Annotated in this window: 19 protein-coding genes; 10 read left to right on the top strand and 9 right to left on the bottom strand. The window is 63.8% G+C overall.

The genetic code is table 11. The features are described 5' to 3' along the window. Positions 1–78: 78 nt before the first annotated feature. The 5 genes from CQ14_RS18665 (at position 79) to CQ14_RS18645 (ending at position 5,413) form a co-directional block, all read left to right on the top strand. The gene (locus CQ14_RS18665) at positions 79–768 is read left to right on the top strand and encodes a hypothetical protein (RefSeq protein ID WP_057859296.1); all 690 of its coding nucleotides are present in this window, start codon (positions 79–81) and stop codon (positions 766–768) included. A gap of 287 nt (positions 769–1,055) precedes the next feature. Then, on the top strand, positions 1,056–2,675 hold the full coding sequence (locus CQ14_RS18660; protein ID WP_057859295.1) for an SUMF1/EgtB/PvdO family nonheme iron enzyme: 1,620 nt from the start codon (positions 1,056–1,058) through the stop codon (positions 2,673–2,675). A gap of 15 nt (positions 2,676–2,690) precedes the next feature. After that, on the top strand, positions 2,691–3,116 hold the full coding sequence (locus CQ14_RS18655) for a DUF4399 domain-containing protein (RefSeq protein ID WP_057859294.1): 426 nt from the start codon (positions 2,691–2,693) through the stop codon (positions 3,114–3,116). 228 nt (positions 3,117–3,344) lie between these two features. Continuing rightward, on the top strand, positions 3,345–4,745 hold the full coding sequence (locus tag CQ14_RS18650; RefSeq protein ID WP_057859293.1) for a selenium-binding protein SBP56-related protein: 1,401 nt from the start codon (positions 3,345–3,347) through the stop codon (positions 4,743–4,745). A 2-nt stretch (positions 4,746–4,747) separates the two neighbouring features. Continuing rightward, complete coding sequence (locus tag CQ14_RS18645) at positions 4,748–5,413, top strand: hypothetical protein (protein WP_057859292.1); 666 nt, start codon at positions 4,748–4,750, stop codon at positions 5,411–5,413. Between the two features lie 123 nt (positions 5,414–5,536). Here CQ14_RS18645 and CQ14_RS42360 read toward each other — a convergent pair whose 3' ends face one another. From CQ14_RS42360 to CQ14_RS18605, 9 genes are all read right to left on the bottom strand, one after another. Further along, the gene (locus tag CQ14_RS42360) at positions 5,537–5,908 is read right to left on the bottom strand and encodes a hypothetical protein (RefSeq protein WP_245320397.1); all 372 of its coding nucleotides are present in this window, start codon (positions 5,906–5,908) and stop codon (positions 5,537–5,539) included. 258 nt (positions 5,909–6,166) lie between these two features. Continuing rightward, positions 6,167–6,622, bottom strand: coding sequence for a MarR family winged helix-turn-helix transcriptional regulator (locus CQ14_RS18640; protein ID WP_057859291.1), 456 nt, complete (start codon positions 6,620–6,622; stop codon positions 6,167–6,169). A 29-nt stretch (positions 6,623–6,651) separates the two neighbouring features. Further along, complete coding sequence (locus tag CQ14_RS18635) at positions 6,652–7,356, bottom strand: ABC transporter ATP-binding protein (protein ID WP_057859290.1); 705 nt, start codon at positions 7,354–7,356, stop codon at positions 6,652–6,654. Beyond that, on the bottom strand, positions 7,353–8,144 hold the full coding sequence (locus CQ14_RS18630; protein WP_057859289.1) for an ABC transporter ATP-binding protein: 792 nt from the start codon (positions 8,142–8,144) through the stop codon (positions 7,353–7,355). Before CQ14_RS18630 ends, CQ14_RS18635 begins: the two co-directional genes overlap by 4 nt. Continuing rightward, the gene (locus tag CQ14_RS18625) at positions 8,141–10,027 is read right to left on the bottom strand and encodes an ABC transporter permease (protein ID WP_057859288.1); all 1,887 of its coding nucleotides are present in this window, start codon (positions 10,025–10,027) and stop codon (positions 8,141–8,143) included. The genes CQ14_RS18630 and CQ14_RS18625 overlap by 4 nt, the downstream gene beginning before the upstream one ends. Before the next feature lie 234 nt (positions 10,028–10,261). Continuing rightward, positions 10,262–11,464, bottom strand: a complete 1,203-nt coding sequence (locus CQ14_RS18620; RefSeq protein ID WP_057859287.1) for an ABC transporter substrate-binding protein — start codon at positions 11,462–11,464, stop codon at positions 10,262–10,264. Between the two features lie 24 nt (positions 11,465–11,488). Continuing rightward, on the bottom strand, positions 11,489–12,073 hold the full coding sequence (locus CQ14_RS18615) for an amino acid synthesis family protein (RefSeq protein ID WP_057859286.1): 585 nt from the start codon (positions 12,071–12,073) through the stop codon (positions 11,489–11,491). Positions 12,074–12,093: 20 nt separating this feature from the next. Further along, positions 12,094–13,002 (bottom strand): UPF0280 family protein, encoded by a 909-nt coding sequence (locus tag CQ14_RS18610; protein WP_057859285.1) that lies wholly within the window; start codon positions 13,000–13,002, stop codon positions 12,094–12,096. After that, entirely contained in the window at positions 12,999–14,444 is a 1,446-nt protein-coding gene (locus CQ14_RS18605; RefSeq protein ID WP_057859414.1) for a hypothetical protein, read from the bottom strand. Before CQ14_RS18605 ends, CQ14_RS18610 begins: the two co-directional genes overlap by 4 nt. Positions 14,445–14,731: 287 nt before the next feature. Between CQ14_RS18605 and CQ14_RS18600 the strand changes: the two genes are divergently transcribed. The 5 genes from CQ14_RS18600 to CQ14_RS18580 all read left to right on the top strand — a co-directional run bounded on the left by CQ14_RS18600 (position 14,732) and on the right by CQ14_RS18580 (position 22,250). Next, positions 14,732–15,214: a (2Fe-2S)-binding protein gene (locus tag CQ14_RS18600; RefSeq protein WP_057859284.1), complete on the top strand. Its 483-nt coding sequence runs from the start codon at positions 14,732–14,734 to the stop codon at positions 15,212–15,214. Then, positions 15,214–18,759, top strand: coding sequence for a molybdopterin cofactor-binding domain-containing protein (locus CQ14_RS18595; RefSeq protein WP_057859283.1), 3,546 nt, complete (start codon positions 15,214–15,216; stop codon positions 18,757–18,759). The genes CQ14_RS18600 and CQ14_RS18595 overlap by 1 nt, the downstream gene beginning before the upstream one ends. A 61-nt stretch (positions 18,760–18,820) precedes the next feature. Further along, on the top strand, positions 18,821–20,125 hold the full coding sequence (pncB, locus tag CQ14_RS18590) for a nicotinate phosphoribosyltransferase (RefSeq protein WP_057859282.1): 1,305 nt from the start codon (positions 18,821–18,823) through the stop codon (positions 20,123–20,125). Between the two features lie 43 nt (positions 20,126–20,168). After that, positions 20,169–21,464 (top strand): O-acetylhomoserine aminocarboxypropyltransferase, encoded by a 1,296-nt coding sequence (locus CQ14_RS18585; protein ID WP_057859281.1) that lies wholly within the window; start codon positions 20,169–20,171, stop codon positions 21,462–21,464. A gap of 3 nt (positions 21,465–21,467) precedes the next feature. Continuing rightward, positions 21,468–22,250 (top strand): alpha/beta fold hydrolase, encoded by a 783-nt coding sequence (locus tag CQ14_RS18580; RefSeq protein ID WP_057859280.1) that lies wholly within the window; start codon positions 21,468–21,470, stop codon positions 22,248–22,250. Positions 22,251–22,330: the final 80 nt, after the last annotated feature.

The raw sequence follows: 22,330 nt of genomic DNA, 5'->3' as shown, positions 1-22,330 counted from the left end.
GCCGTGAACGAATTGCCTGATAGCCCCGTCCAATGCGGGCTGGCCTGATGGCCATTTGTTCAGACCTTCGAGGAACATTTGAAGAATTCATTGCAAGTCGCCGGCGGGGTCGTCGGCGCGATCATCGGCTTTGTCGCGACGTTGCTGCTGCTTGAACTGGTCGGCTTCGGAAACCGGGCCGATCCGATCATGTCAGGCGTGCTGGCGCTATTGGTGTTTGCGCCATGCGGCGCCGTCGGAGGCCTCCTGCTCGGCACGGCGCTCGCGAGGCGGCTGCGCGGCGAAGGAAACAGCGGCGGACTTCTCCGCAACAGCCTGAGGGCAGCAGCGATTCTCGTTGCGCTCTGCGCCGCGGCCGGCACGACCTATTATGTCTATGCCGTCACGACAGCGACGCCCTGGCTCAATCCGAATGCCCCCAACCCGCTGCTCGTCTTTGAGGTTCGCTTGCCCGCCGGAGCGGCATTGCCGAGTTCGGCCCGTGACATAGCGGCTGAACTGCAGACCGATCTGAACACCATGCCGGGCGAGATCCGGCCCGATCTGTTCCGCCGCGATGACGACAGGCCGGTCATCGCCGGCCAAGTGCAGCTCGCCTTCCGCACGGCGCACCGGCAATTGGAGATCAAGATCAAGGGCCAGCCTGACCGGCTCTATCTGATCGGGCTCTCGGCCAAGGCGCCGCATACGCCGGAGTTCGGGGTGTGGCAGGCCAATCGCGACGGCAGTGAAATCCGCTACCGCGTCAGATGGCCGGGGCAAGATTGACCTCTGCCTGTCGAAAGAGGAACCAAACTCGCCGCGCCTACACGTCCTGGCATCGCCGTGCTTAGCGCCTCTGTTCACACAATCGCGAGGACCGGGATCGTCTACCGGTATCCGGGATAGGTGCCGGGCGGTCACCCTGATTCTTGTGATTTCACTCACACTTAGACCGATGATCCAGCATGGAACCCGCGTACGGCTGCTTTGCGGCGAACAGCCAGCATGGTACGGTGTGGGCGTTGGAAAGATTGTTTGCCTCATACTGTAATCAGTTTTGGAAACCAATCTCCATGGCCCAGATCCGCGACATCAAGTCAGGCCGAACTGGTGACCCACAGCGCGAGCCGATGCCGCGCCGTCTTGCTGCGATCGTCGCAGGCGACATCTCCGGTTACAGCCGCCTGATGCAGATCGACGAGGAAGGGACGCACAACCGCGTCAAGCGGCTTGAGCGCGACCTCATCGAACCGACCATCAGAGAACACCACGGCAGGCTCGTCAAAACCACGGGCGACGGCTTCATCGCCATTTTCGACAGCCCCGTCGAGGCCGTGCGATCCAGCATCGTGATCCAGCAAAATGTGGTTGGCCGCAATGCATCGCTGCCCAAGCATCATTGGATCGAGTACCGGATTGGCGTCAATCTTGGCGACGTCATCATCGAAACCGATGACGTCTATGGCGACGGCGTCAATATTGCGACCCGGCTTGAGGGCATAGCCGCTCCCGGCGAAGTCTATATCTCCGGCGGCATCTACGAACAGATAAAGCATAAGCTGGTTTGCGGGTATGAGTCGCTCGGTGATCGAAAGGTCAAGAACATCACCGATCCGGTGCGCGTCTACCGCGTGCTTCCCGACCCGTCCGCACTGCACGAGAACCGGAAGCGACGCGAAAGGATCCTAACCTTCCTGCTCATCCTTGCATTGCTGATCATCGCAGGAGGCACTCTCTGGAGCCTGTTCGCGCCGGCTCGCAAGGCGACCGAACAGGCGTCAGCGCCCGTTTCAGCTCCGGCGGAAGTGCCGAAGGCACCGACGACAGTCGCGAGATCATCACCGCCTCCGTCCCAGCCTGCTCCGACAGCGGCGCCAACTCAACAACAGAAGGTGACGCAGCCTGAACCGTCACCAGAACCGTCGCCTCCGGCAGCAAAACTGGCGGCACCGCTAGCGCCGTCGGCAGCTCCCGCCGTTCCCGAGCCTCTACCGACGACGCAAGCCGCCGTGTCGGTTCGAGAGCCCGAGATGATTTCCCTTCGGGGTGGCAGCTTCGCGATGGGCAGCAACGAAGACGTTTCGGAAAAGCCGGTCCGCCAGGTAACGATCAAGCCCTTTGCGATGGGGAAATTCCCCGTCTCCGTGCGGGAATGGAACGCATGCGCCGCCGCAAAGGCCTGCGGCTTTACCGCGACCGGAAAAGACGATGCGCCCGTTGCCAACATAAGCTGGAGCGACGCCAAGCAATATGTCGCCTGGCTCGCGCAAGCCACTCGAAAACCATATCGCCTGCCGAGTGAAGCCGAATGGGAATATGCGGCACGTGGCGGCACGCAAACCAGATACTGGTGGGGCGATCAGTTTCAGCCCGGCATGGTCAATTGCAAGAACTGCGCTGACATTCCGGCCGTCGATCAACCCGTCAAGGTCGGCAGCCTGAAGCCAAATCCCTTTGGGCTGTTCGACATGGGCGGCAGTGTCGATCAGTGGGTCGAAGACTGCTGGCACAAGAACTACCAAGGCGCTCCCACGGACGGATCTGCGTGGGTCGAGAGCGAGTGCCCCTCGCATGTGATGCGTTCCGGCTCGTGGAGGAAAGACTCCAATTATGCCCGGGCCTCAAACCGCGGCAGCTATGACACCAATGTGCGATATCCCACCCACGGGTTCCGCGTTGCGCTATCCCCATGAGGTTGAGAGGCAGTCATGAAGGTCATGCAGTGGATCGCTCTGTCAGTAGCGCTCACTTGCCTGCCGTTCGCCGCCTGCGCTCAAGGAAAACCCTCCGCGAAGGATGCGCGTCTCTATTTCGTGTGGCCGCAGAACGGCGCCGTCATCAAGGGCGCGTTCTGGTGCCGCTTTGGTCTGCGCAACATGGGCGTAACTCACGCGGGCGACACCTACCCGAACAGCGGCCATCACCATCTTCTGGTCGACGTGAATGAACCCATCAATCCGAACGAACCGATCCCGCAAGACAAGTCGCATCTGCATTTCGGAGCGGGCCAGACCGAAGCCCGGATCGAACTTCCGCCCGGCAAGCACACACTTCAGCTCGTGCTGGGCGACGCCGAGCACTATCCACACGTCCCTCCGGTCATCTCCGAAAAAATTACCGTGACGATCAAGTAGAACGCGCTAGATCGCGGACCACCTGTTCTCTGTGATCGGCTGATTGGTGGTCCAGTCGAATCGCTGGCACTATCGTTATTTTCGACCGGTCGTATTGCGTGTATTGTCGACCGGCAAACCCCGGCCGGCGGCGCTCGCGAGAGGAACTCAACGAGCCGGGCGATTTCTTGCTGCTGCATGCCGCTGAGCCGTGTCGCTGACCATCGAGGCAAACAGGGAGGCAGTACGATGAATATTCGGCCCGATCCCACGTTTCACGCTTCGCCAAAGCTTGCCATGGAAGCTCCGCCGGAGAGCTTCGCCTATACCGTGCTGCTCAGCCCGGACTTCTCAAAGCCGGATGCGCTTGCCGTGATCGACGTCAAGCCGGACTCCCAAAGTTACGGCCAGGTCGTGCACACCGTGACGATGCCCAACAAGGGTGACGAGTTTCACCATTTCGGCTGGAACGCCTGCTCGTCGGCACTGTCACCGCTGACCGGACACGCCTTCCTCGAGCGCCGCTATCTCATCATTCCCGGCATGCGCTCGTCCCGCATCTATATCGTCGACACCAAGCCGGATCCAACCAAGGCGGCAATCCACAAGATCATCGAGCCTGAAGAGATCTTCAGGAAGACGGGATATTCGCGGCCCCACACCGTTCATTGCGGGCCGGAAGGCATTTACATCTCTACGCTCGGTGGCGGTGGCAAGAACGGCACCGATGGACCGCCCGGCGTCTTCATCATGGATTGCGAGACGTTCGAGGTGCTCGGCCGCTGGGAGCTCGATCGCGGTCCGCAAACCCTGCATTATGATTTCTGGTGGAATCTGCCGCGCGATTACATGGTGACGAGCGAGTGGGCGCTGCCGCCGCAGTTCGAGAACGGCATCGTCCCGGAGGACCTGCTCTCCAACAAATACGGCCACCGGATTCATTTCTGGGACCTGCGCGCGCGACGCAATGTGCAGACCATTGATCTCGGCGCCAACCATCAGATGGCGCTGGAAGTGCGTCCCGCGCACGATCCTGTCAGAGAATACGGCTTCCTCGGCGTCGTGGTCGACACCACCAATCTCGAAGGCTCGATCTGGACCTGGTGGCGCGAGGGCGGCAAGTTTCACATCGAGAAGACGGCGACGATCCCACCCGAGCCCGCGGCGAAGGAGCAACTGCCGCCGCTGCTGCAGGGGTTCGGCGCCGTGCCGCCGCTGGTATCTGATATCGACCTGTCGATGGACGACAAGTTCCTCTACGTCGCCTGCTGGGGCACCGGCGAGATGCGTCAATACGACGTCCGGGAGCCGCGAAAGCCGAAGCTGGCCGGCTCGGTTCACATCGGCGGCATCGCGCGCCGCACGCCGCACCCCAACGGCAAGGCCTTTGCCGGCGGTCCGCAGATGGTCGAGATCAGCCGTGACGGCAAGCGGGTGTACTGGACCAACTCGCTCTACTCGACCTGGGACAACCAGTTCTATCCCGATGGTGTTCCGGGAGCCATGGTGATGGCCAACGCGAAGCCGGACGGCGGCCTCGAACTGGCGAAAGACTACTGGGTGAATTTCCCCGACGGTTACCGCGCGCATCAGGTCCGGCTCGACGGCGGCGATTGCTCGACGGATTCATTCTGCTATCCGTCGGTTTGAAATTGAGCGCAGCCGACTGGACACCTGCCTGGCTCTGGCTGGCTGTGATCGCGAGCGGCCTCTATCACGGCGTCAATCCCGGCATGGGGTGGCCGCTCGCCGTTTCAGCTGGACTGATGGAGCGGAGCCCGCGGGCGCTGGTGGCGGCGCTGTGGCCGCTCACGGCCGGCCATTTGCTGGCGATGCTGCTCGTGCTCCTTCCCTTTGCGCTGCTCGTCGCCGTCATCGAATGGCAGCGGACGATCCAGATCGGCGCCAGCCTGCTTGTCATCGGCTTCGGTCTGTTTCGGCTCGCCAACCGGCGTCACCCAAAAGCCCTGGCGCGGATATCGCCGGCGCAATTGGGGCTGTGGTCCTTCGCCGTAGCGCTCGCCCATGGCGCGGCGCTGATGCTGGTGCCGATCTATCTCGGTCTCTGCCGGGAAGCCGAACTCGACAGCGGCCACGCCGCCGCCGGCACGCTGATCAACGCCAATCTCGGCATGGCCGTGCTGGTCGCCGTCGTCCACGCCGTGGCGATGATCGCCGCCGGCGGATGCTGCGCCTGGCTCGCCTACCGTTATCTCGGCCTCAAATTCATCTCGCAGAGCTGGTTCAACCTGGATACCACCTGGGCGGTCAGCCTTGTTCTGGTGGGCGCAATCGCGCTGGCGCTCAGCCTGGTTTAGGACGTGCACTCATAGAGGTGCAGACGTCGGCTCTGGGGTCTTAAGCAGAAATTCTCCTCAATCAGGTGTAGCACCGGTTTTGACCCGTAGCGGCCACTTAAAGGCCTCCACGTTGCAACTCTTTCAACCTGCGAAGAGCAACCGGTAGACGGATTTGAATCGAAAGGATTGCTTGCCAGCTAGTGCCGTGGCTTCGAACTCGGCACCGTCATCCCAATAGGTCCCGGTAAATCCAATGGTAAGAACCTTTCGTGCCCATGGATACGTACCAGAAATAGGCGAATGCTCTCGGCTCGTCATTTCACCTTTCCACTTGTCGCCAGAACAGGTGTAGCTTCCGACGGTATAGTAGAATCCTCCGCCTCCGTGCATCGTGCCATCGTGCAGCACCATGACATGTCGGTTGTAGGCTTCCACGCCGTCCAGAAACCTTGTCTCAGCTAGATAAAGTCCGTTCCGAATCATGATTTGATGCCGCGCAATCGAGAGCATCATCAGGCCCAGACTACCGGGAGAGGGCCCCGCGCAGACTAGACTGCGCGTCCTTCAGCGACTTTACAAGCCAGCAAAAACTGTGAACTGGCAGTCATTCTCCGGCGGCGTCGCTGGCTTCGCCAAGGGCGGAAAAAAAAAGGTGACTTGGCCGAAAAGGATGGCGGTACACTGCTGAGCTAGCGATGATAACAAACTACAAGGTGCCCTTTATCAGCGATGCAGGCGCAGGCTTTATGAGTATACGCCCGGACAGGGCCCTCAACGCAGTCTGTCGAGCAGCGCAATCAGCGTCTCGCGCTCCTTGGCGTCCAGCGGCGCCAACGTTTCCCTGGAGATCGCCAGCGCGTTCGGCGCGGCCTTTTCGGCCAGTTGCTGGCCGGCACGCGTGAGGCTCACGAGCAGGCGGCGGCCGTCCTCGGGGTCCGGGCTGGTCTCGGTCAGGCCCCGCGCGGTGAGGCGGTCGATCACGCCCTTGATGGTCGCGACATCCATCGCCGTCAGTCGTCCAAGTAGATTCTGCGAGCACGGCCCGGTCTCGACGAGCTTCGAGACGGCCGCCCATTGCGTCGGCGTCAGATTGATGCCGATCTCGCGGGCGAAGATGGTGGCATGGCGCTGCCAGACCTGGCGCAGGATGAAGCCGATCTGCTCGTCGAGAATGTAGGACGGCCGCGCCGGCTTGACCGCTCGTTTCGGCGAAACACTCCTTCCCATCTGCGTCCCCCGCCCCTTCCTTTCGCCGATCACAACGACAGATGCGCGTCGCGGATGTCGGGCCGCGCGTCGAGTTCAGCCATCATGCCGCCGAAGCAGATCTTGCCGCGTTCGATGATGTAGGCGCGGTCCGAGATCAGCCGCGCAAAATGCAGGTTCTGCTCGGAGACGACGATGCTGACGCCTTCCTTCTTCATCGCCAGGATGGCGTCGACCATCTGCTCGACGATTTTCGGCGACAGGCCCTCCGAGGGCTCGTCGAGCAGCACCAGCGACGGATTGCCCATCAGCGTCCGCGCGATCGTCAGCATCTGCTGCTCGCCGCCGCTCATGCGCCCACCTGGGCGGTTGCGCATCTCGCCAAGATTCGGAAACAGCGTGAAAAGTTTTTCGCGCGTCCAGAATGGCGCATTCGGCCGCTTCGGTTGCCGGCCGACTTCGAGGTTTTCCTCGACCGTGAGATCCGTAAAGATGCGCCGCTCTTCCGGCACATAGCCGAGCCCGCCACGCACGATCGCATGCGTCGGCTCGCGCGAGACGTCCTTGCCTTCGAACATGATCCGGCCCGAGCGGTTCTCGACCAGGCCGACGATGGAGCGGAAGGTGGTCGACTTGCCGGCGCCGTTGCGGCCGAGCAAAGCCACCACTTCGCCCTCGCCGACCTCGAGCGCGATATCGAACAGGATATGCGCCGGGCCGTAGAAGCTGTTGAGATCGGCGACCTGCAGCTTCATGCGCCGGCTCCTTCGCGGTGACGCGCGTCATAGACCAGGCCTTCGCCGAGATAGATCGCACGCACCTGCGGATTGCCGCGAACTTCCTCAGGCGAGCCTTCCGCAATCAGGCTGCCGCGGTTCAGGACGAGGATGCGGTCGGCATGCTCGAACACCACGTCCATGTCGTGCTCGGTGAAGAGCACGCCGATCGACTGTTCGCGGGCGATGCGCGCGGTGAGCCGCATCAATTCGATCCGCTCGCGCGGCGCCATGCCGGCGGTCGGCTCGTCCATCAGCAGCAGCCGGGGCTGGTTGGCGAGCGCGATGGCAAGCTCCAGCCGCTTGAGGTCGCCATAGGCGAGCTCGCCGCAGGGCCGCTCGGCATAGGCGCCCATGCCGACGAGGTCGAGCAGCCGCCCCGCTTCGTCGCGCGCGAACTGCGCGGTCGAGCCCCAGAGATTGAACAATTGCCTGCCATACGACACCAGCGCGACCTGCACATTCTCGCGCACGGTCATGGTCGGGAACGTCGCGGTGATCTGGAACGTGCGGCCGACGCCGAGCCGCCAGACCGCGCGCGGCTTGCGCCCGATCGTATCTTCGCCCAACAGCGTGATGCGGCCGCTGTCCGGCGTGTTCTGGCCGTTGAGCATGTCGAAGCAGGTGCTTTTGCCTGCGCCGTTGGGCCCGATCAGCGCCAGGATTTCGCCGGCGCGCAATTCAAACGACACGCTGCGCACAGCATGGACGCCGCCATAGGATTTGCTCAAGCCTTCGACCTTCAGCAATGTCGGGACCATGCTCATTCGGCGACCTCCACGCGGGAGGTGGCGAGCGCGGACTTCGTATCGGTGGATCGGCGGCGATTCCAGATCGTCTCCAGCGTGCCGACGATGCCCTTCGGGAATGCCACCACCATCAAGACGATGAAGCCGCCCAGCACCAGTTTCGAGAGATCGGTCTGGCTGACCAGCCAGATATTCGCCGCCTTGAACACGATGGCGCCGATGACAGCCCCGGAAACCGTCTCCACGCCGCCGAGCAGCACCATGACCAGCGCGTCAACCGACAGCGAGATGCCAAGGCTATCGGGGAAGACGCTCCCCTTGAGATAGGCGAACAACGCGCCGCCGATGCCCGCGACCGTGCCCGATATGACGAACGCGGTCCATTGCACGCGCTTGCCGTTGATGCCGATCGCCTCGCTGCGCAGCGGCGAATCCCGCGTCGCGCGCAGTGCAAAGCCGAACGGCGAGAATACGATCACCCGCAGCACGGTGACGGCGACCGCGGCGATTGCAAGCGATAGCCAGTAGAAGGCGGCCGGGCCCGCCGCCCACTTATCCGGCCAGACACCCAAAATGCCGTTGTCGCCCCCGGTTACCGCCACCCATTGGAACGCGATCGACCAGACGATCTGCGCAAAGGCCAGCGTCAGCATGGCGAAATAGACGCCGGAGAGTTGCACGGCGAAGAATCCGAACACCGCGGCGCCCAACAGGCCCAGCACCGGACCGAGCAGCAGCGATACGATCATCGGCAGCCCCGCCGCCTTGGCGAGGAACGCGACGCCATAGGCGCCGAGCCCGAAATAGGCGGCGTGGCCGAACGAGGCGAGCCCGCCGACCGACATCAGGAAATGCAGGCTTGCGGCGAAGATCACGAAGATCGCGATTTCCGAACCGACGGTGAGCGCGTAGTTGCCGGCGAACAGCGGCAGCATGGCCGCAAGCGCCAGCGCGCCGACCGACATCAACCGCTCAGCCGAGTTCAGCGGCCGCCACGGATTGACGGTTAGCCCCGGCGTGCGGCGCGCCGCCGCTTCCGGCTTGCCGAACAGGCCCCAGGGACGCACGATCAGCACCACCGCCATCACCAGGAACACCAGGATGATGGAGATCTTCGGGAAAATGAGAATGCCGAACGCGTTGAGTTCGGAGACCAGCACGGCGGCGACGAAGGCGCCGATGATGCTGCCGAGCCCGCCGATCACCACGACCACGAACACCTCGACGATGATGCGCAGGTCGAGTGCATGGTGCACGGCATCGCGCGGGATCTGCAGTGCGCCGCCGAGTGCGGCGAGAAACACGCCGAGCGCAAACACGCTGGTGAACAGCCATTTCTGATTGACGCCGAGCGCCGCCACCATGTCGCGATCCTGCGTCGCCGCGCGCACCAGCACGCCCCAGCGCGTGCGCTGGAACAACAGCCAGAGAATGCCGAGCACGACCGGACTGAGGGCGATCAGGAACAGGTCATAACTCGGGATGTTCTGGCCGAAGAAATCGACCGCGCCCTTGAAGCCGGGCGCGCGGCGGCCGAGCAGATCGTCCGGCCCCCAGATCATCACCACGATATCCTGAACCATCAAAGTGAGGCCGAACGTCGCCAGCAACTGGAAGAGTTCCGGCGCATGATAGATCCGCCGCAGCAGCACCATCTCGACCAGCACGCCGACGACGGCCACGACCAGCGCCGCCGCGACGATCCCGCCCCAGAATCCGAGCGCGCCGGAGAAGCGCTCGGTCAGCGTGAACGCGACATAGGCGCCGAGCATGTAGAACGCGCCATGCGCAAAGTTCACGATCCGCGTCACGCCGAAAATGATCGACAGGCCCGACGCGACCAGGAACAGCGACGCCGCGCTGGCGAGACCGGTCAGGAACTGAACGAAGTAGAAGGCCATGGGCGGTCCGGCGTTGGTGAAAGATCGGGGCCTTCATCCTTCGAGACGGCGCTTCGCGCCTCCTCAGGATGAGGGTCTGGTAATCCCTCATGGTGAGGAGTGCGGCAACGCCGCGCGTCTCGAACCATGAGGCCCTGGATAGTGGTGAGCGACTGTCTCTGCGAGTCCGACTCGTGGAGATAGCCCCTCACCCCGCCCCTCTCCCCGCAAGCGCGGGGCGAGGGAGAAGCACTCTCAATCCTTCGGACGCAGCTTTGCCACTTCGGCGTCGCCCGGGAGATAATCCGCCCCCTTGCGATAGACCGAACCAACCATCAAGCCCTTGCCGTCCTTCAGCGCGGTCTTGCCGACGAAGGCGCCAAGCGTCGACTGGTGGTCGATCTTGCGGAAGGTGATCTCGCCAAATGGCGACGGCATCGACAGGTCTTCGGTCGCAGCGATCAGCTTCTCCGGGTCGGTCGAGTTGGCCTTCGCCAGGATCGCCGCAGCCGCCTTGATGGTCTGGTAGCCGACAATCGAGCCGAGGCGCGGATAGTCGTTGAACTTGGCCTGATACGCTTTCAGGAACTTGTCATGATCCGGCGTCTTGATGTCGTACCAGGGATATCCGGTGACGATCCACCCTTCCGGCGTCTCGTCCTTCAGCGGGTCGAGGTATTCCGGCTCGCCGGTCAGGAAGGAGACCACCGAGCGGTTCTTGAACAGGCCGCGGGTATTGCCTTCGCGCACGAGCTTGACGAGATCGGCACCGAAAGTGACGTTGAGGATGGCTTCCGGATTGGCGGCGGCAACCGCCTGCACCACCGGACCGGCGTCGATCTTGCCCTGCGGCGGCCACTGCTCGTCGACCCACTGGATGTCAGGACGTTTCTCCGACATCAGCTTCTTGAACACCGCAACCGCCGACTGGCCATATTCATAGTTCGGCGCAATCGTCGCCCAGCGTTTTGCAGGCAACTTGGCAGCCTCTTCCACCAGCATCGCGGCCTGCATGTAGTTCGAGGGACGCAGGCGGAACGTGTAGCGATTGCCCTTCGACCAGGTGATGGCGTCGGTCAGCGGCTCGGCCGCCAGGAAGAACACCTTCTTCTGGTTGGCGAAGTCGGAGACGGCGAGACCGATATTGGACAGGAACGTGCCCGTCAGCATCGCGACGTTTTCGCTCGACACCAGTTCGTTGGCGGCCGTCGTCGCATCCGCGGGCTTGCCGCCGTCATCCTTGGAGACGACGACGAGCTTCTTGCCGTTGATGCCGCCCGCGGCATTGATCTCTTCGACCGCGAGCTGCCAGCCCTTGCGATAGGGCTCGGTGAAGGCCGGCAACAGCGAATAGCTGTTGATCTCGCCGATCTTGATCTCGCTCTGCGCCATTGCGTTGCCAGCCATGCCGGCAACGGCGATCGCCAGGCCCGCGCCCAGTAAGTGTCTCCGTCGCATCCCTACCTCCAATGTCCTGTGAAACTATCTCAAACCGTCTTCGCCTTTGACTTCCGAAACCGTCAGTCCGCCGACGCGCGGCAACGGCCTGCCGCTGTCAGTGACTGCGACCGCGACCATGATCTCGTTGGCGCGCGGCGCATCGTTGATCTGCACTTCCATGCCGTCGAAATGGCTGCGCACGAAGGCTGCATCCTTGTGGCCGAGCGGAATGTCCAGCGTGGTTCCGGGGCCACTACGTTTCTTCGACGACGGGATCAGCGCCGCGCCCTTGCTCAGGACCTTCCGCACCGGCGCGCCCATCTTCGGATGCAGGATTGCGGCCGCATGCTCGAGCTCGCCGTTCTCGCCGACCGCCGCGGCCTTGCCGTAGCTGTGTGCCTTGGCGCCGTCGATGCCGAGTGCTGCCACCGCTCTTTTCGAAAGCAGGTCGCCGAGTTCCTCGCCGATTTCGATCAGCGGCGAGAGATCCTCGACGTACCGGCCTGCAAGCGGATTCTCGATCACGGCAATCGCGGCGGCCCGCCGGGTCGGCGGCGCAACCTTCTGCCCCATCTCCAGATGGGTTTCCTCGACCACCGTGACGATCTTGCGAATGATCGCGCTCATTTTACTCGCCTCGCTCCCGATCAACCATGCGCCACTCTTGCTATCGCGCTTCGATGAAACGCCGGCAACGCCTGTGTTCTGATCCCTGTTGCACCGACTACAACGGTCTCGCCAAGTAGACGCAAGGCCGCACCTTCGATCAATCCCGCCACAAGCAATTGTTGCGCCCGGCTCGCCCCTGCCCGCAGCGCGTCATCGACTTCGTTTTCCAGGAGTTCGCCGACATCGCGGGTAACGAGACGCCCGCCAAGATCGCTGTCCGGCTGCAGTTCGTTCGCCGGGCAACGGGTAATGGCGGGATGGCCTGGCAGATCGACGGCATTAGCGATGATGGTTGCCGCCGCATCGGCTTGCGACGCGGTTCGCGCCAGCACGGTGACGGCGTCGGCAATGCCGAGCGAAAAACTGCGGCCGTGACGCCCGCTGGTCGCAATGCCGCGCACGGGATCGTCGGCATCAAGGTTCATTGTTTGCACCACGCCCTGACGATCGGGGCGGTCCATCAGTCCGATAGCGAACTCCTCGCCATCAGCGAGATGCAGCGCTATGTCGCCGCCATTATTGACGTAAGCGCGGCCCAGTCGGGAAACACGCAGCATCGCGCCAAGAATCTCCTCCGCGACGCTGCCCGCCACCGCTGCCATCGGCGTGATGAATTCTCCGGCCGCAAACGGGGCTACTGCAGCATGCATGCGTCGTGCGACAGCCCCGCTCAGCGTGCATCGGACCGGATCGGCGGCCTTCCTCAGTTCGACCAACTCTCCGCACAGCTCGTCCAGCAGCCCGGTGAAGCGCCGTGCCGCCCCCTCGTAAGCGGCGCGGATATCGCCTTCACTTCCCTTCGCCTCGATGATGAGATCGATCGGACCATCCTGCAAATGCAGCCGCTTGCCGTCGGGAAGAAGCGCGATTTGCGGGAGCCGTTTCATGCGCGCCGTCCGGGGATAAAGGGCATCGGGCGGAAATCGCTGTTGTCCCGCAACGACGCCAGCGGACGGACATGATCCATGTGGCCTCCGAGCGCCGCGTAGTCGGACAGTTTCAGCGTGAACTCGATCGGCGCCACCAGCGCCGGCGTCGGCACATAACCGAAGGCACCTGCCGGCATCTGCGTGACGTCGACCATGAAGGTAATACCGCCGCCGGGCCAGACATAAACTGGCGCGCCGCCGCTGGTGACCCGCGTCAGCGCGTCCTTTACCGACCGCGTCAGCCGCACCGGGTTATCGGTGACACCGGCCCGCAGCGAGCCACCCGCGCCGCCCATGAACAGCACCGTACACAGTGCCGGCTCGCAATTTTCCTGGATGCGTTCCACCGAGAACTGCAGATCCGGCGGCATTTGCTTCTCAATCGGCCGTAGCGCCTCGTCCAGTTCGTAATAGGCCGCGTGCTCGCCGGTCGTCGACACCATGAGCATGGTGAGGCCCGGCCGCGCCTCCTTCGGATTGAACGGCCCCAGCACCGACAGCGGATCGGAAATATTGGTGCCACCCCATCCCGTCCCGGGATCGGCGACCTGGAAATAACGGCCGGGCGTCGAGCGCCGGCCCTTCATCTTGATCCCGGTATCGGGAATATCGAGCAGCTTGCCGGCCTGATGTTCCGAGAGCACGCCGGTAATGTGGTCATCGACAACCACGACCTCATCGACCTTGCCGTGCCATTGCTTGGCGAACATGCCGATGGTTGCCGAACCGCACCCCACCCGCATGCGCTCTTCAGCGATGCCATTGACGATCGGCGGTCGTCCGGCCTGCACCACGACCGTGGCGCCGCCGTCGATCGTCAGTTCCACCGGCTTGCAGTTGGAAAGATCCATCAGCGCATCGCAGGTGACGCGCCCCTCCTTCTTGGAGCCACCGGTCAGATGATGCACGCCACCAAGCGACAGCATCTGCGAGCCGTATTCGCTGGTCGTGACATGACCGATCGCCTCGCCCTCCGCCCGAACGGCTGCCGTCTCGGGGCCGAGATAGCGATCGGTGTCGATCTTCACCTTGACGCCGCAATAGCTGAAAATGCCTTCGGTCACGACCGTGACCATGTCGACACCTTCGACTTCCGAGGACACGATGAAGGGCGCGGGCTTGTAATCGGGATAGGTCGTGCCGGCGCCGATCGCGGTGACGAACACGCTGGGCTCGTGGACGAGCTTGCCGTCCCAGTCACCGCCGGCCTGGAACGGCACCAGCCGTCCACCATGCGATACCGTTCGCTCCAGCACGATGTGCGGATCGACGCGCACCAGTTCGCCATTCTGATTGGCATAACGATCGCACGCGCCTGCCGCGCCCGGCTTGATGTAGCACATCACCGGACAGGCATCGCAGCGGATCTTGTCGCCGGCGGCGACGGTCGCATCAGTCATGAACAAGCCTGCTCGTTCGAGGCGCCGATCATAGCCGCGTTTGCGCGGGCCCGACCATTTGTTCGTATACGAATGATGTTGCGCGCGGACCGGAACGCTGTCAAGCGGCCATCGCGGTCGAAAAGCGCAGTTGCCGTATAATACCGCATTTGCCTCGCCCCTTTGTTCATAAAGCGAGCAACGCGCTGCAGCGCGGGACCGCACGGCTTGCACGTTTGTATACAAACGGTATCTTTCGCGAAGCATCCAGTGCGGGCTTTTGCAGCGCAACGAGGATTTGGGGGAGCATGACGCAGAGCACGATGCGGCTGACCGTCAACGGCAAAGCGTACGATGTCGGCGCCGCTCCGGACACCGCATTGCTTTACGTGCTCCGCAACGACCTCGAATTGAACGGACCGAAATATGGTTGCGGCCTCGGCGAATGCGGCGCGTGCGCCGTGCTGATTGACGGTGTCGCCGCGCGCTCCTGCGTGATCCCGATCGAAGGCTGCGTCGGCCGCGACATCGTGACGCTCGAAGGTCTCGGCACGCGCGAGCATCCTGATCCGGTGCAACAGGCCTTCATCGACGAGCAGGCCGCGCAATGCGGCTATTGCCTCAACGGCATGATCATCGCGACAAAAGCGCTGTTGCTGCGCTCCCCTCACCCATCGGAGGACGAAGTACTGGAAGCATTGCGCCATCATCTCTGCCGCTGCGGCGCGCATGTCGAGATCATGCGCGCCGCGATGCGCGCTGCCGGCCATGTCGTTGAGGCGCAGGCGTGATGGCTAAGTCTGACACGCCCGAGCGTTCGCAAGGCACGCTCACCGTCGTTCGCGCGGCATCGCCGGTCGAGGCCGTCAAGTTCGAGACTTTCATCAGGATCACATCAGACGGATCGGTCACCGCTTACAACGGCCATGTCGATCTCGGCACCGGCATCCGCACCGCGCTCGGCCAGATCGTCGCCGAAGAGCTCGACGTGTCCTTTGCGCGCGTCGTCGTCGTGCTCGGTGACACCGCGCTGGTGCCCAATCAGGGCGCGACGATCGCGAGCGAGACGATCCAGATCACCGCCGTGCCCTTGCGGAAGGCCGCGGCGCAGGCGCGGCAGTTTCTCGTCGCGCGCGCGGCGGCGCGGCTGGAACTCGCGATCGAGGATCTCGCCATCGAAGACGGCCTGATCCGCGGCAAGGACAATCGCAGCGTCAGCTATGGTGAACTGATCGCAGGCGAATCCATCCGGCTTGAGCTGGCGGACGACGTTCCGGTGAAGGACGTCGGCTCCTACAGCATTGTCGGCCAATCCGTTCCGCGCGTCGACCTGCCCGCAAAGGCCACCGGCGAACTGGTCTATGTCCACGACGTGCGTATCCCCGGCATGCTGCATGGCCGTGTCGTTCGCCCGCCCTATGCCGGCGTCGATGTCGGCGACTTCATCGGCAGCAGCCTGATTGCCGTCGACGAAAGTTCGGTCAGCGATATTCCAGGCCTCGTCGCCGTCGTTCATATCGGCGATTTCGTCGGCGTCGTCGCCGAGCGCGAGGAGAATGCGATCAAGGCTGCCGCGCAGCTCAAGCTGAGCTGGAAGCCGATGCCCACGCTGCCTGATCTGAAGGATATCGAGACGGCGCTGCGCGCCAATCCGTCAACGCCGCGCAAGCTGATCGACAGGGGCGATGTCGAGGCGGCGATCGCGGGCGCGGCAAAACCGATGCCGAGAACCTATGTCTGGCCGTACCAGATGCACGCCTCGATCGGACCGTCCTGTGCGGTTGCGGACTATCAGGAGGATGTTACACGGGTCTGGTCCGGCACGCAGAACCCGCATCATCTGCGCACCGATCTGGCCCGGCTGATCCACCGGCGCGAAGCCGAGATCGAGGTGATCCGGCTGGAAGCCGCCGGCTGCTACGGCCGCAACTGTGCCGATGACGTTTCCGCCGATGCGGTGCTGCTATCGCGTGCCGTCGGCCGTCCCGTCCGCGTGCAGTTGACCCGCGAGCAGGAGCACGCGTGGGAACCGAAGGGCGCCGCGCAATTGATGGATGTCAATGGCGGCCTGAACGCCGACGGCAGCGTCGCCGGCTATGATTTTGCCACCCGCTATCCCTCGAACGGCGCGCCGACGCTGGCGCTGCTGCTGACCGGCGCCGTCCCGCACACGCCCGCCGTGTTCGAGATGGGCGATCGCACCGCGATCCCGCCCTACGATTACGAGAATCTCCGCGTGGTGGCGAACGACATGCCGCCGATCGTGCGCGCCGCGTGGCTGCGCGGCGTCTCGGCGCTGCCGAACACATTTGCGCATGAATCCTGGATCGACGAATGCGCTGCTGAAGCCTGCGTCGATCCGATCGAATATCGCCTGCGTTACCTGAAGGACCCGCGCGCCGTCGATCTCGTCAACGCCGTGGCCGAACGCGCCGGCTGGAAGCCGCGGCCGGTTCGCGAGGACAAGCAGGCCGAAGGCGATATCGTGCGCGGGCGCGGCTTTGCCTATGCGCTCTATGTGCACAGCAAGTTTCCCGGCTATGGCGCGGCGTGGTCGGCATGGATCGCCGATGTCGCGGTGAACAAGGCGACCGGCGACGTCAGCGTGACGCGGGTCGTGGCAGGCCAGGACTCCGGCCTGATGATCAACCCGGACGGCGTCCGCCACCAGATCCACGGCAATGTCATCCAGTCGACCAGCCGTGCGCTGATGGAGGAAGTGTCGTTCGACCGCACCTCGGTAACGGCGCGCGAATGGGGCGCCTACCCCATCATCAAGTTTCCCGAGTTGCCCGAGATCGACGTGCTGATGCTGCCGCGTCAGGACCAGCCGCCGCTCGGCGTCGGCGAGTCCGCTTCGGTGCCCAGCGCGGCAGCGATCGCCAACGCGATCTATGACGCCACCGGTGTCCGCTTCCGCGAATTGCCGTTCACGCCGGAACGCATTTTACGCGGGCTGCGCGGCGAGGCGCAGACGACGCCGGAAGCATTGCCCGCACCGCCCCAACCAGCCACCGCGCGCGCGTGGCAGAATCCATTCACTGGGCGTGGCATGTTTGCAACGGCCGCGGCCCTGTGCGCCGCCGCGATCGGCATCGGCGCAGCCGTGCTGCCTTGGCGCGTGATCGCACCGATCGCGCGGCCGGATGCATCGGTCTATTCGGCCGCGACCATCGCTCGCGGCCAGCAACTCGCCGCACTCGGCGATTGCGCGGTCTGCCACACCTCGGCGAACGGCATTCTTAATGCCGGCGGCAAGCCGCTGCCGACGCCGTTCGGCACGATCTATTCGACCAACATCACGCCCGATGTCGAGACCGGCATTGGAGCTTGGTCCTATCCCGCTTTCGAGCGCGCCATGCGCGAGGGCATCCATCGCGATGGCAGACACCTCTATCCCGCGTTCCCCTATACCCATTTCGCCAGGACCACCGACGCCGACATGCAGGCGCTCTATGCCTATCTGATGGCGCAGCCGGCGGTGCGAGCGGAGACGCCAACGAATACACTGGCGTTTCCGTTCAACGTTCGCCCGCTGATGGCGGGATGGAATGCGCTGTTCCACACGCCCGCCGTGTTCCAGCCCGATCAAGCGAAATCCGAGATTTGGAATCGCGGCGCCTATCTCGTCGAAGGCCTCGGCCATTGCAGCGCCTGCCATTCGCCGCGCAATGCGCTCGGCGCGGAAACGACTGGTGCTCACCTTGCCGGAGGATTCGCCGAAGGCTGGGAAGCGCCGGCACTGACCTCGTTGTCGCAGGCGCCGATCCCATGGAGTGAGGACGAACTTTACGCCTATTTGCGAACCGGCGAGTCCCGCTTTCACGGCGTCGCTGCGGGACCGATGGCGCCGGTGGTGGCGGAGCTCGCCGCATTGCCGGATTCCGATATCCGCGCCATGGCGGTCTATCTCGCTTCGTTCAATGCGGCGCCGATGGATCGCGTGACGCAGGAGGCGCTCGCTGCCAGGCTCGAAGCCTCGACCCTCACGCGCGCGTCGGCTGCATCCAGCGTCGGCGCCCGGATCTACCAGGGCGCCTGCGCCGTCTGCCACGAGGTCGGCGGTGCGCCACTGTTCGGCAGCCGGCCGTCGCTCGCGCTGAACAGCAATCTGCATAGCGCCGCGCCTGACAATCTGATCCAGGTCATCCTGCGTGGCATCGCCAAGCCAGCCGTGACCGACCTCGGCTACATGCCGGCCTTCAGGGACAGCCTGACCGACGGCCAGGTCGCTGAACTCGTCGTCTATCTCAGGCAACAATTTGCCCCGGACAGGCCGGGTTGGAAGGATATTCATGCTGCGATTAACCGTATCCGGCGGGAACATGCGCGCTGAGCTGCCATGTTGGGGGCAAAACCCACTGGTTGGCCGGCCCCCGGCACGGTAGAGTTCCGCCATGGCAGTTACCGATATTGCATCCCGAACCTATAACCACGGCTGGCGGCTCGACCCGATCGTGCGCAGCCTGCTGGATACCGATTTTTACAAACTGCTGATGCTGCAGATGATCCGCGATCTCTATCCGGCTCAGCGCGTCACCTTTTCCGTCATCAACCGCAGCAAGCACGTTCGCCTCGCCGAGATCATCGACGAGGGTGAGCTGCGCGCGCAGCTCGACCATGCGCGCACCATCCGCTTCACCAAGAAGGAGCTGATCTGGCTCGCCGGTAATACGTTTTACGGCAAGACCCAGATGTTCTCGCCGGACTTCATCCACTGGCTCGCCAACTTCCGCCTGCCCGAATACGAGTTGAACAAGGTCGACGGCCAGTACGAGCTGCACTTCCACGGGCCGTGGACCCACACCACGATGTGGGAAATCCCCGCGCTTGCGATCATGAACGAGCTGCGCTCGCGGCAGGCGACCAAGGGCCAGGGACGCTTCGTGCTCGACGTGCTCTATGCGCGCGCCAAGGCCAAGCTGTGGTCGAAGGTCGAACGGCTGCGCAAGCTCGAAGGTCTGCGCCTTTCCGATTTCGGCACCCGTCGCCGCCACGGCCATCTATGGCAACGCTGGTGCGTCGAGGCGGTCAAGGAGGGTCTTGGCCCATCGTTCACCGGCACCTCCAACGTGCTGCTGGCGATGGACAACGACCTCGAAGCGATCGGCACCAACGCGCATGAACTGCCGATGGTCGCGGCGGCGCTGGCGAATTCCGACGAGGAGCTGCGCTGGGCGCCCTATCGCATCCTCGATCAATGGCGTCATACCTACGGCGGCAACCTCTTGATCGCCCTACCCGACGCGTTCGGCACAAAGCCGTTCCTGCGCGACGCGCCGGACTGGGTCGCCGACTGGACCGGCTTCCGCCCGGATAGCGCGCCGCCGATCGCAGCCGGCGAGGACATCATCAAGTGGTGGAAGCAGAAGGGCCGCGATCCCCGGGAGAAGCTGCTGGTGTTCTCCGACGGCATGGATGTCGATTCCATCGAGGAGACCTATCGCCACTTCGCCGGGCGCGTCCGCATCTCCTTCGGCTGGGGCACCAACCTCACCAATGATTTCGTCGGCTGCGCGCCTGACGGGTCCGCCGATCTCGATCCGATCTCGCTGGTCTGCAAGGTGACGTCGGTCGATGGACGGCCGGCGGTCAAGCTATCAGACAATCCCGAGAAGGCCACCGGCACGCCGTCCGAGATCGAACGTTACTTGCGCGTGTTCGGCAATGCCGGCCGCGTCCGCACCGCCGTGCACGTCTGAGCCTGACTACTTTCCTGCCAACCGCTGACTTGACGAGCCCCGCATGCCCGCACCCAAGCCGCCTGCCTTCGAGACCCTGAGCCTGCATGCCGGCCAGCGCCCGGATCCCGCAACCGGCGCCCGCGCCGTTCCGGTCTACCAGACCACGTCCTACGTGTTCCAGGATTCCGACCACGCCGCGGCGCTGTTCAACCTGGAGCGCGCCGGGCACATCTACACCCGCATTTCCAATCCAACGACCGCCGTGCTCGAGGAGCGGCTGGCGGCGCTGGAGGCCGGCGTCGGCGCGATCTGCACGGCGAGCGGCATGGCCGCAATGCATCTCGCCATCGCAACGATCCTCAACGCCGGCGACCACATCGTCGCGTCCTCTTCGCTCTACGGCGGCACGATCAACCTGCTGGCCCACACGCTGCCGCGCTTCGGCATCACGACGACGTTCGTCAAGCCGCGTGCGCTCGATGAATTCCGAGCTGCGATCAGGCCGAACACGCGCCTCGTCATCGGCGAGACCATCGGCAATCCGGGACTGGAAGTTCTCGACATTCCGGAAGTCGCGCAGATCGCGCACGACGCCAAAATTCCGCTGCTGATCGATAATACCTTTGCGACGCCGTTCCTCAGCCGGCCGATCGAGCTCGGCGCTGATATCGTGATGAACTCCGCGACCAAATGGATCGGCGGCCATGGCATCGCGATCGGCGGCGTCATCGTCGATGGCGGCCGGTTCGACTGGCACGCGTCAGGCAAATTCCCGCAGCTCACCGAGCCCTATGCCGGCTACCACGGCATCGTCTTCGACGAACAGTTCGGCCAGGCCGCCTTCATCATGCGCGCGCGCACGGAAGGTTTGCGCGACTTCGGCGCCTGCCTGTCGCCGACCAACGCATTCCAGCTGCTGCAGGGCGTGGAGACGCTGGGCGTGCGCATGGAGCGCCACATGAGCAACACGCTCGCGGTGCTGGAAGCGCTGACCGCGAACAAGGCCGTCGACTGGGTGCTGCATCCGGCGCTGGAAAATCATCCCGACTATCAGCTCGCCAAGCGGCTGCTGCCGCGTGGTGCCGGATCAATCGTGAGCTTCGGCATCAAGGGCGGTCGCGCGGCGGGCAAGAAATTCATTGAATCGCTTCGGATGATCAGCCATCTCGCCAATGTCGGTGACGCCAAGACACTGGTGATCCACCCCGCCAGCACCACGCATCAGCAGATGGACGCGGATCAGCTCAAGGCCGCGGGGATCGGCGAGGAGCTGGTGCGGCTGTCGGTCGGCATCGAAACCGTGTCCGACATCATCGACGATCTCGGCCAGGCGCTCCGCGCATCGCAGAAGGTTTGAACCATGCAGCTCCCCGTCAATGGCGTTGATACCTTCGTTGCGACCGGCGGCCGTCCGTTCGATCCGTCGCTGCCTGCCGTGGTGATGCTGCATGGCGCCGGCTTCGATCATTCGACCTGGGCGCTGCACAGCCGCTGGTTTGCCCATCACGGCTATTCGGTGCTGGCGCCCGATTTGCCCGGACATGGCCGCTCGGGAGGCAGCCCGCTGCCAACCATCGCCGACATGGCCGACTGGACCGCCGCGCTGCTCGATACGGCCGGTGCGCCCAAGGCGAAGCTGATCGGTCATTCGATGGGCTCGCTGATCGCGCTCGAGACGTCCGCGCGGCATCCCGACAAGGTCTCCGGCCTCAGCCTGATCGGCACTGCGGCCGCGATGACGGTCGGGCCCGACCTGCTCAAGGCCGCCGAGGTCAATAATCCCGATGCCATCGACATGGTCTCGATCTGGGGCCTCGGCTTCAAGGCCGAACTCGGCGGCAGCCTCGCACCGGGACTGTGGATGCATCAGGGCGCGCAACGCGTGCTGCAGCAGACGCGGCCGGGCGTGCTGTACAGCGACCTCAACGCCTGCAACACCTATCAGAATGCGCTCGCAGCAGCGGCACAGGTCAAGGTGCCCGCGACCTTCATTCTCGGCGAGCGCGACATGATGACGCCTGCGAAGGCCGGCAAGACTCTCGCAGCAGCCACGCCGAATGCGCGCACCGTCGTCGTGCCGGGCGCTGGCCACATGATCATGACCGAAGCGCCGGATGAATTGCTGGCGGCGTTGCGGCAGTAGTTGCGACTCTCGCTNCCTTCTCCCCTTGTGGGAGAAGGTGGCGCGAAGCGCCGGATGAGGGGTCTGTCTCCGCGGAGAGA

It is taken from the genome of Bradyrhizobium lablabi (assembly GCF_001440475.1).
In the GTDB taxonomy this organism is placed as follows: domain Bacteria; phylum Pseudomonadota; class Alphaproteobacteria; order Rhizobiales; family Xanthobacteraceae; genus Bradyrhizobium; species Bradyrhizobium lablabi.
This window is presented reverse-complemented; position numbering and strand designations above follow the sequence as displayed.

Coding starts and splice junctions, on each gene's coding strand:
- CQ14_RS18620 (WP_057859287.1), bottom strand. CDS start 11,464: ATGCGACGGAGACACTTACTGGGCGCGGGCCTGGCGATCGCCGTTGCC.
- CQ14_RS18630 (WP_057859289.1), bottom strand. CDS start 8,144: ATGAGCATGGTCCCGACATTGCTGAAGGTCGAAGGCTTGAGCAAATCC.
- CQ14_RS18595 (WP_057859283.1), top strand. CDS start 15,214: ATGGCTAAGTCTGACACGCCCGAGCGTTCGCAAGGCACGCTCACCGTC.
- CQ14_RS18615 (WP_057859286.1), bottom strand. CDS start 12,073: ATGAGCGCGATCATTCGCAAGATCGTCACGGTGGTCGAGGAAACCCAT.
- pncB (WP_057859282.1), top strand. CDS start 18,821: ATGGCAGTTACCGATATTGCATCCCGAACCTATAACCACGGCTGGCGG.
- CQ14_RS18610 (WP_057859285.1), bottom strand. CDS start 13,002: ATGAAACGGCTCCCGCAAATCGCGCTTCTTCCCGACGGCAAGCGGCTG.
- CQ14_RS18580 (WP_057859280.1), top strand. CDS start 21,468: ATGCAGCTCCCCGTCAATGGCGTTGATACCTTCGTTGCGACCGGCGGC.
- CQ14_RS18600 (WP_057859284.1), top strand. CDS start 14,732: ATGACGCAGAGCACGATGCGGCTGACCGTCAACGGCAAAGCGTACGAT.
- CQ14_RS42360 (WP_245320397.1), bottom strand. CDS start 5,908: ATGATGCTCTCGATTGCGCGGCATCAAATCATGATTCGGAACGGACTT.
- CQ14_RS18585 (WP_057859281.1), top strand. CDS start 20,169: ATGCCCGCACCCAAGCCGCCTGCCTTCGAGACCCTGAGCCTGCATGCC.
- CQ14_RS18605 (WP_057859414.1), bottom strand. CDS start 14,444: ATGACTGATGCGACCGTCGCCGCCGGCGACAAGATCCGCTGCGATGCC.
- CQ14_RS18635 (WP_057859290.1), bottom strand. CDS start 7,356: ATGAAGCTGCAGGTCGCCGATCTCAACAGCTTCTACGGCCCGGCGCAT.
- CQ14_RS18650 (WP_057859293.1), top strand. CDS start 3,345: ATGAATATTCGGCCCGATCCCACGTTTCACGCTTCGCCAAAGCTTGCC.
- CQ14_RS18655 (WP_057859294.1), top strand. CDS start 2,691: ATGAAGGTCATGCAGTGGATCGCTCTGTCAGTAGCGCTCACTTGCCTG.
- CQ14_RS18625 (WP_057859288.1), bottom strand. CDS start 10,027: ATGGCCTTCTACTTCGTTCAGTTCCTGACCGGTCTCGCCAGCGCGGCG.
- CQ14_RS18640 (WP_057859291.1), bottom strand. CDS start 6,622: ATGGGAAGGAGTGTTTCGCCGAAACGAGCGGTCAAGCCGGCGCGGCCG.
- CQ14_RS18660 (WP_057859295.1), top strand. CDS start 1,056: ATGGCCCAGATCCGCGACATCAAGTCAGGCCGAACTGGTGACCCACAG.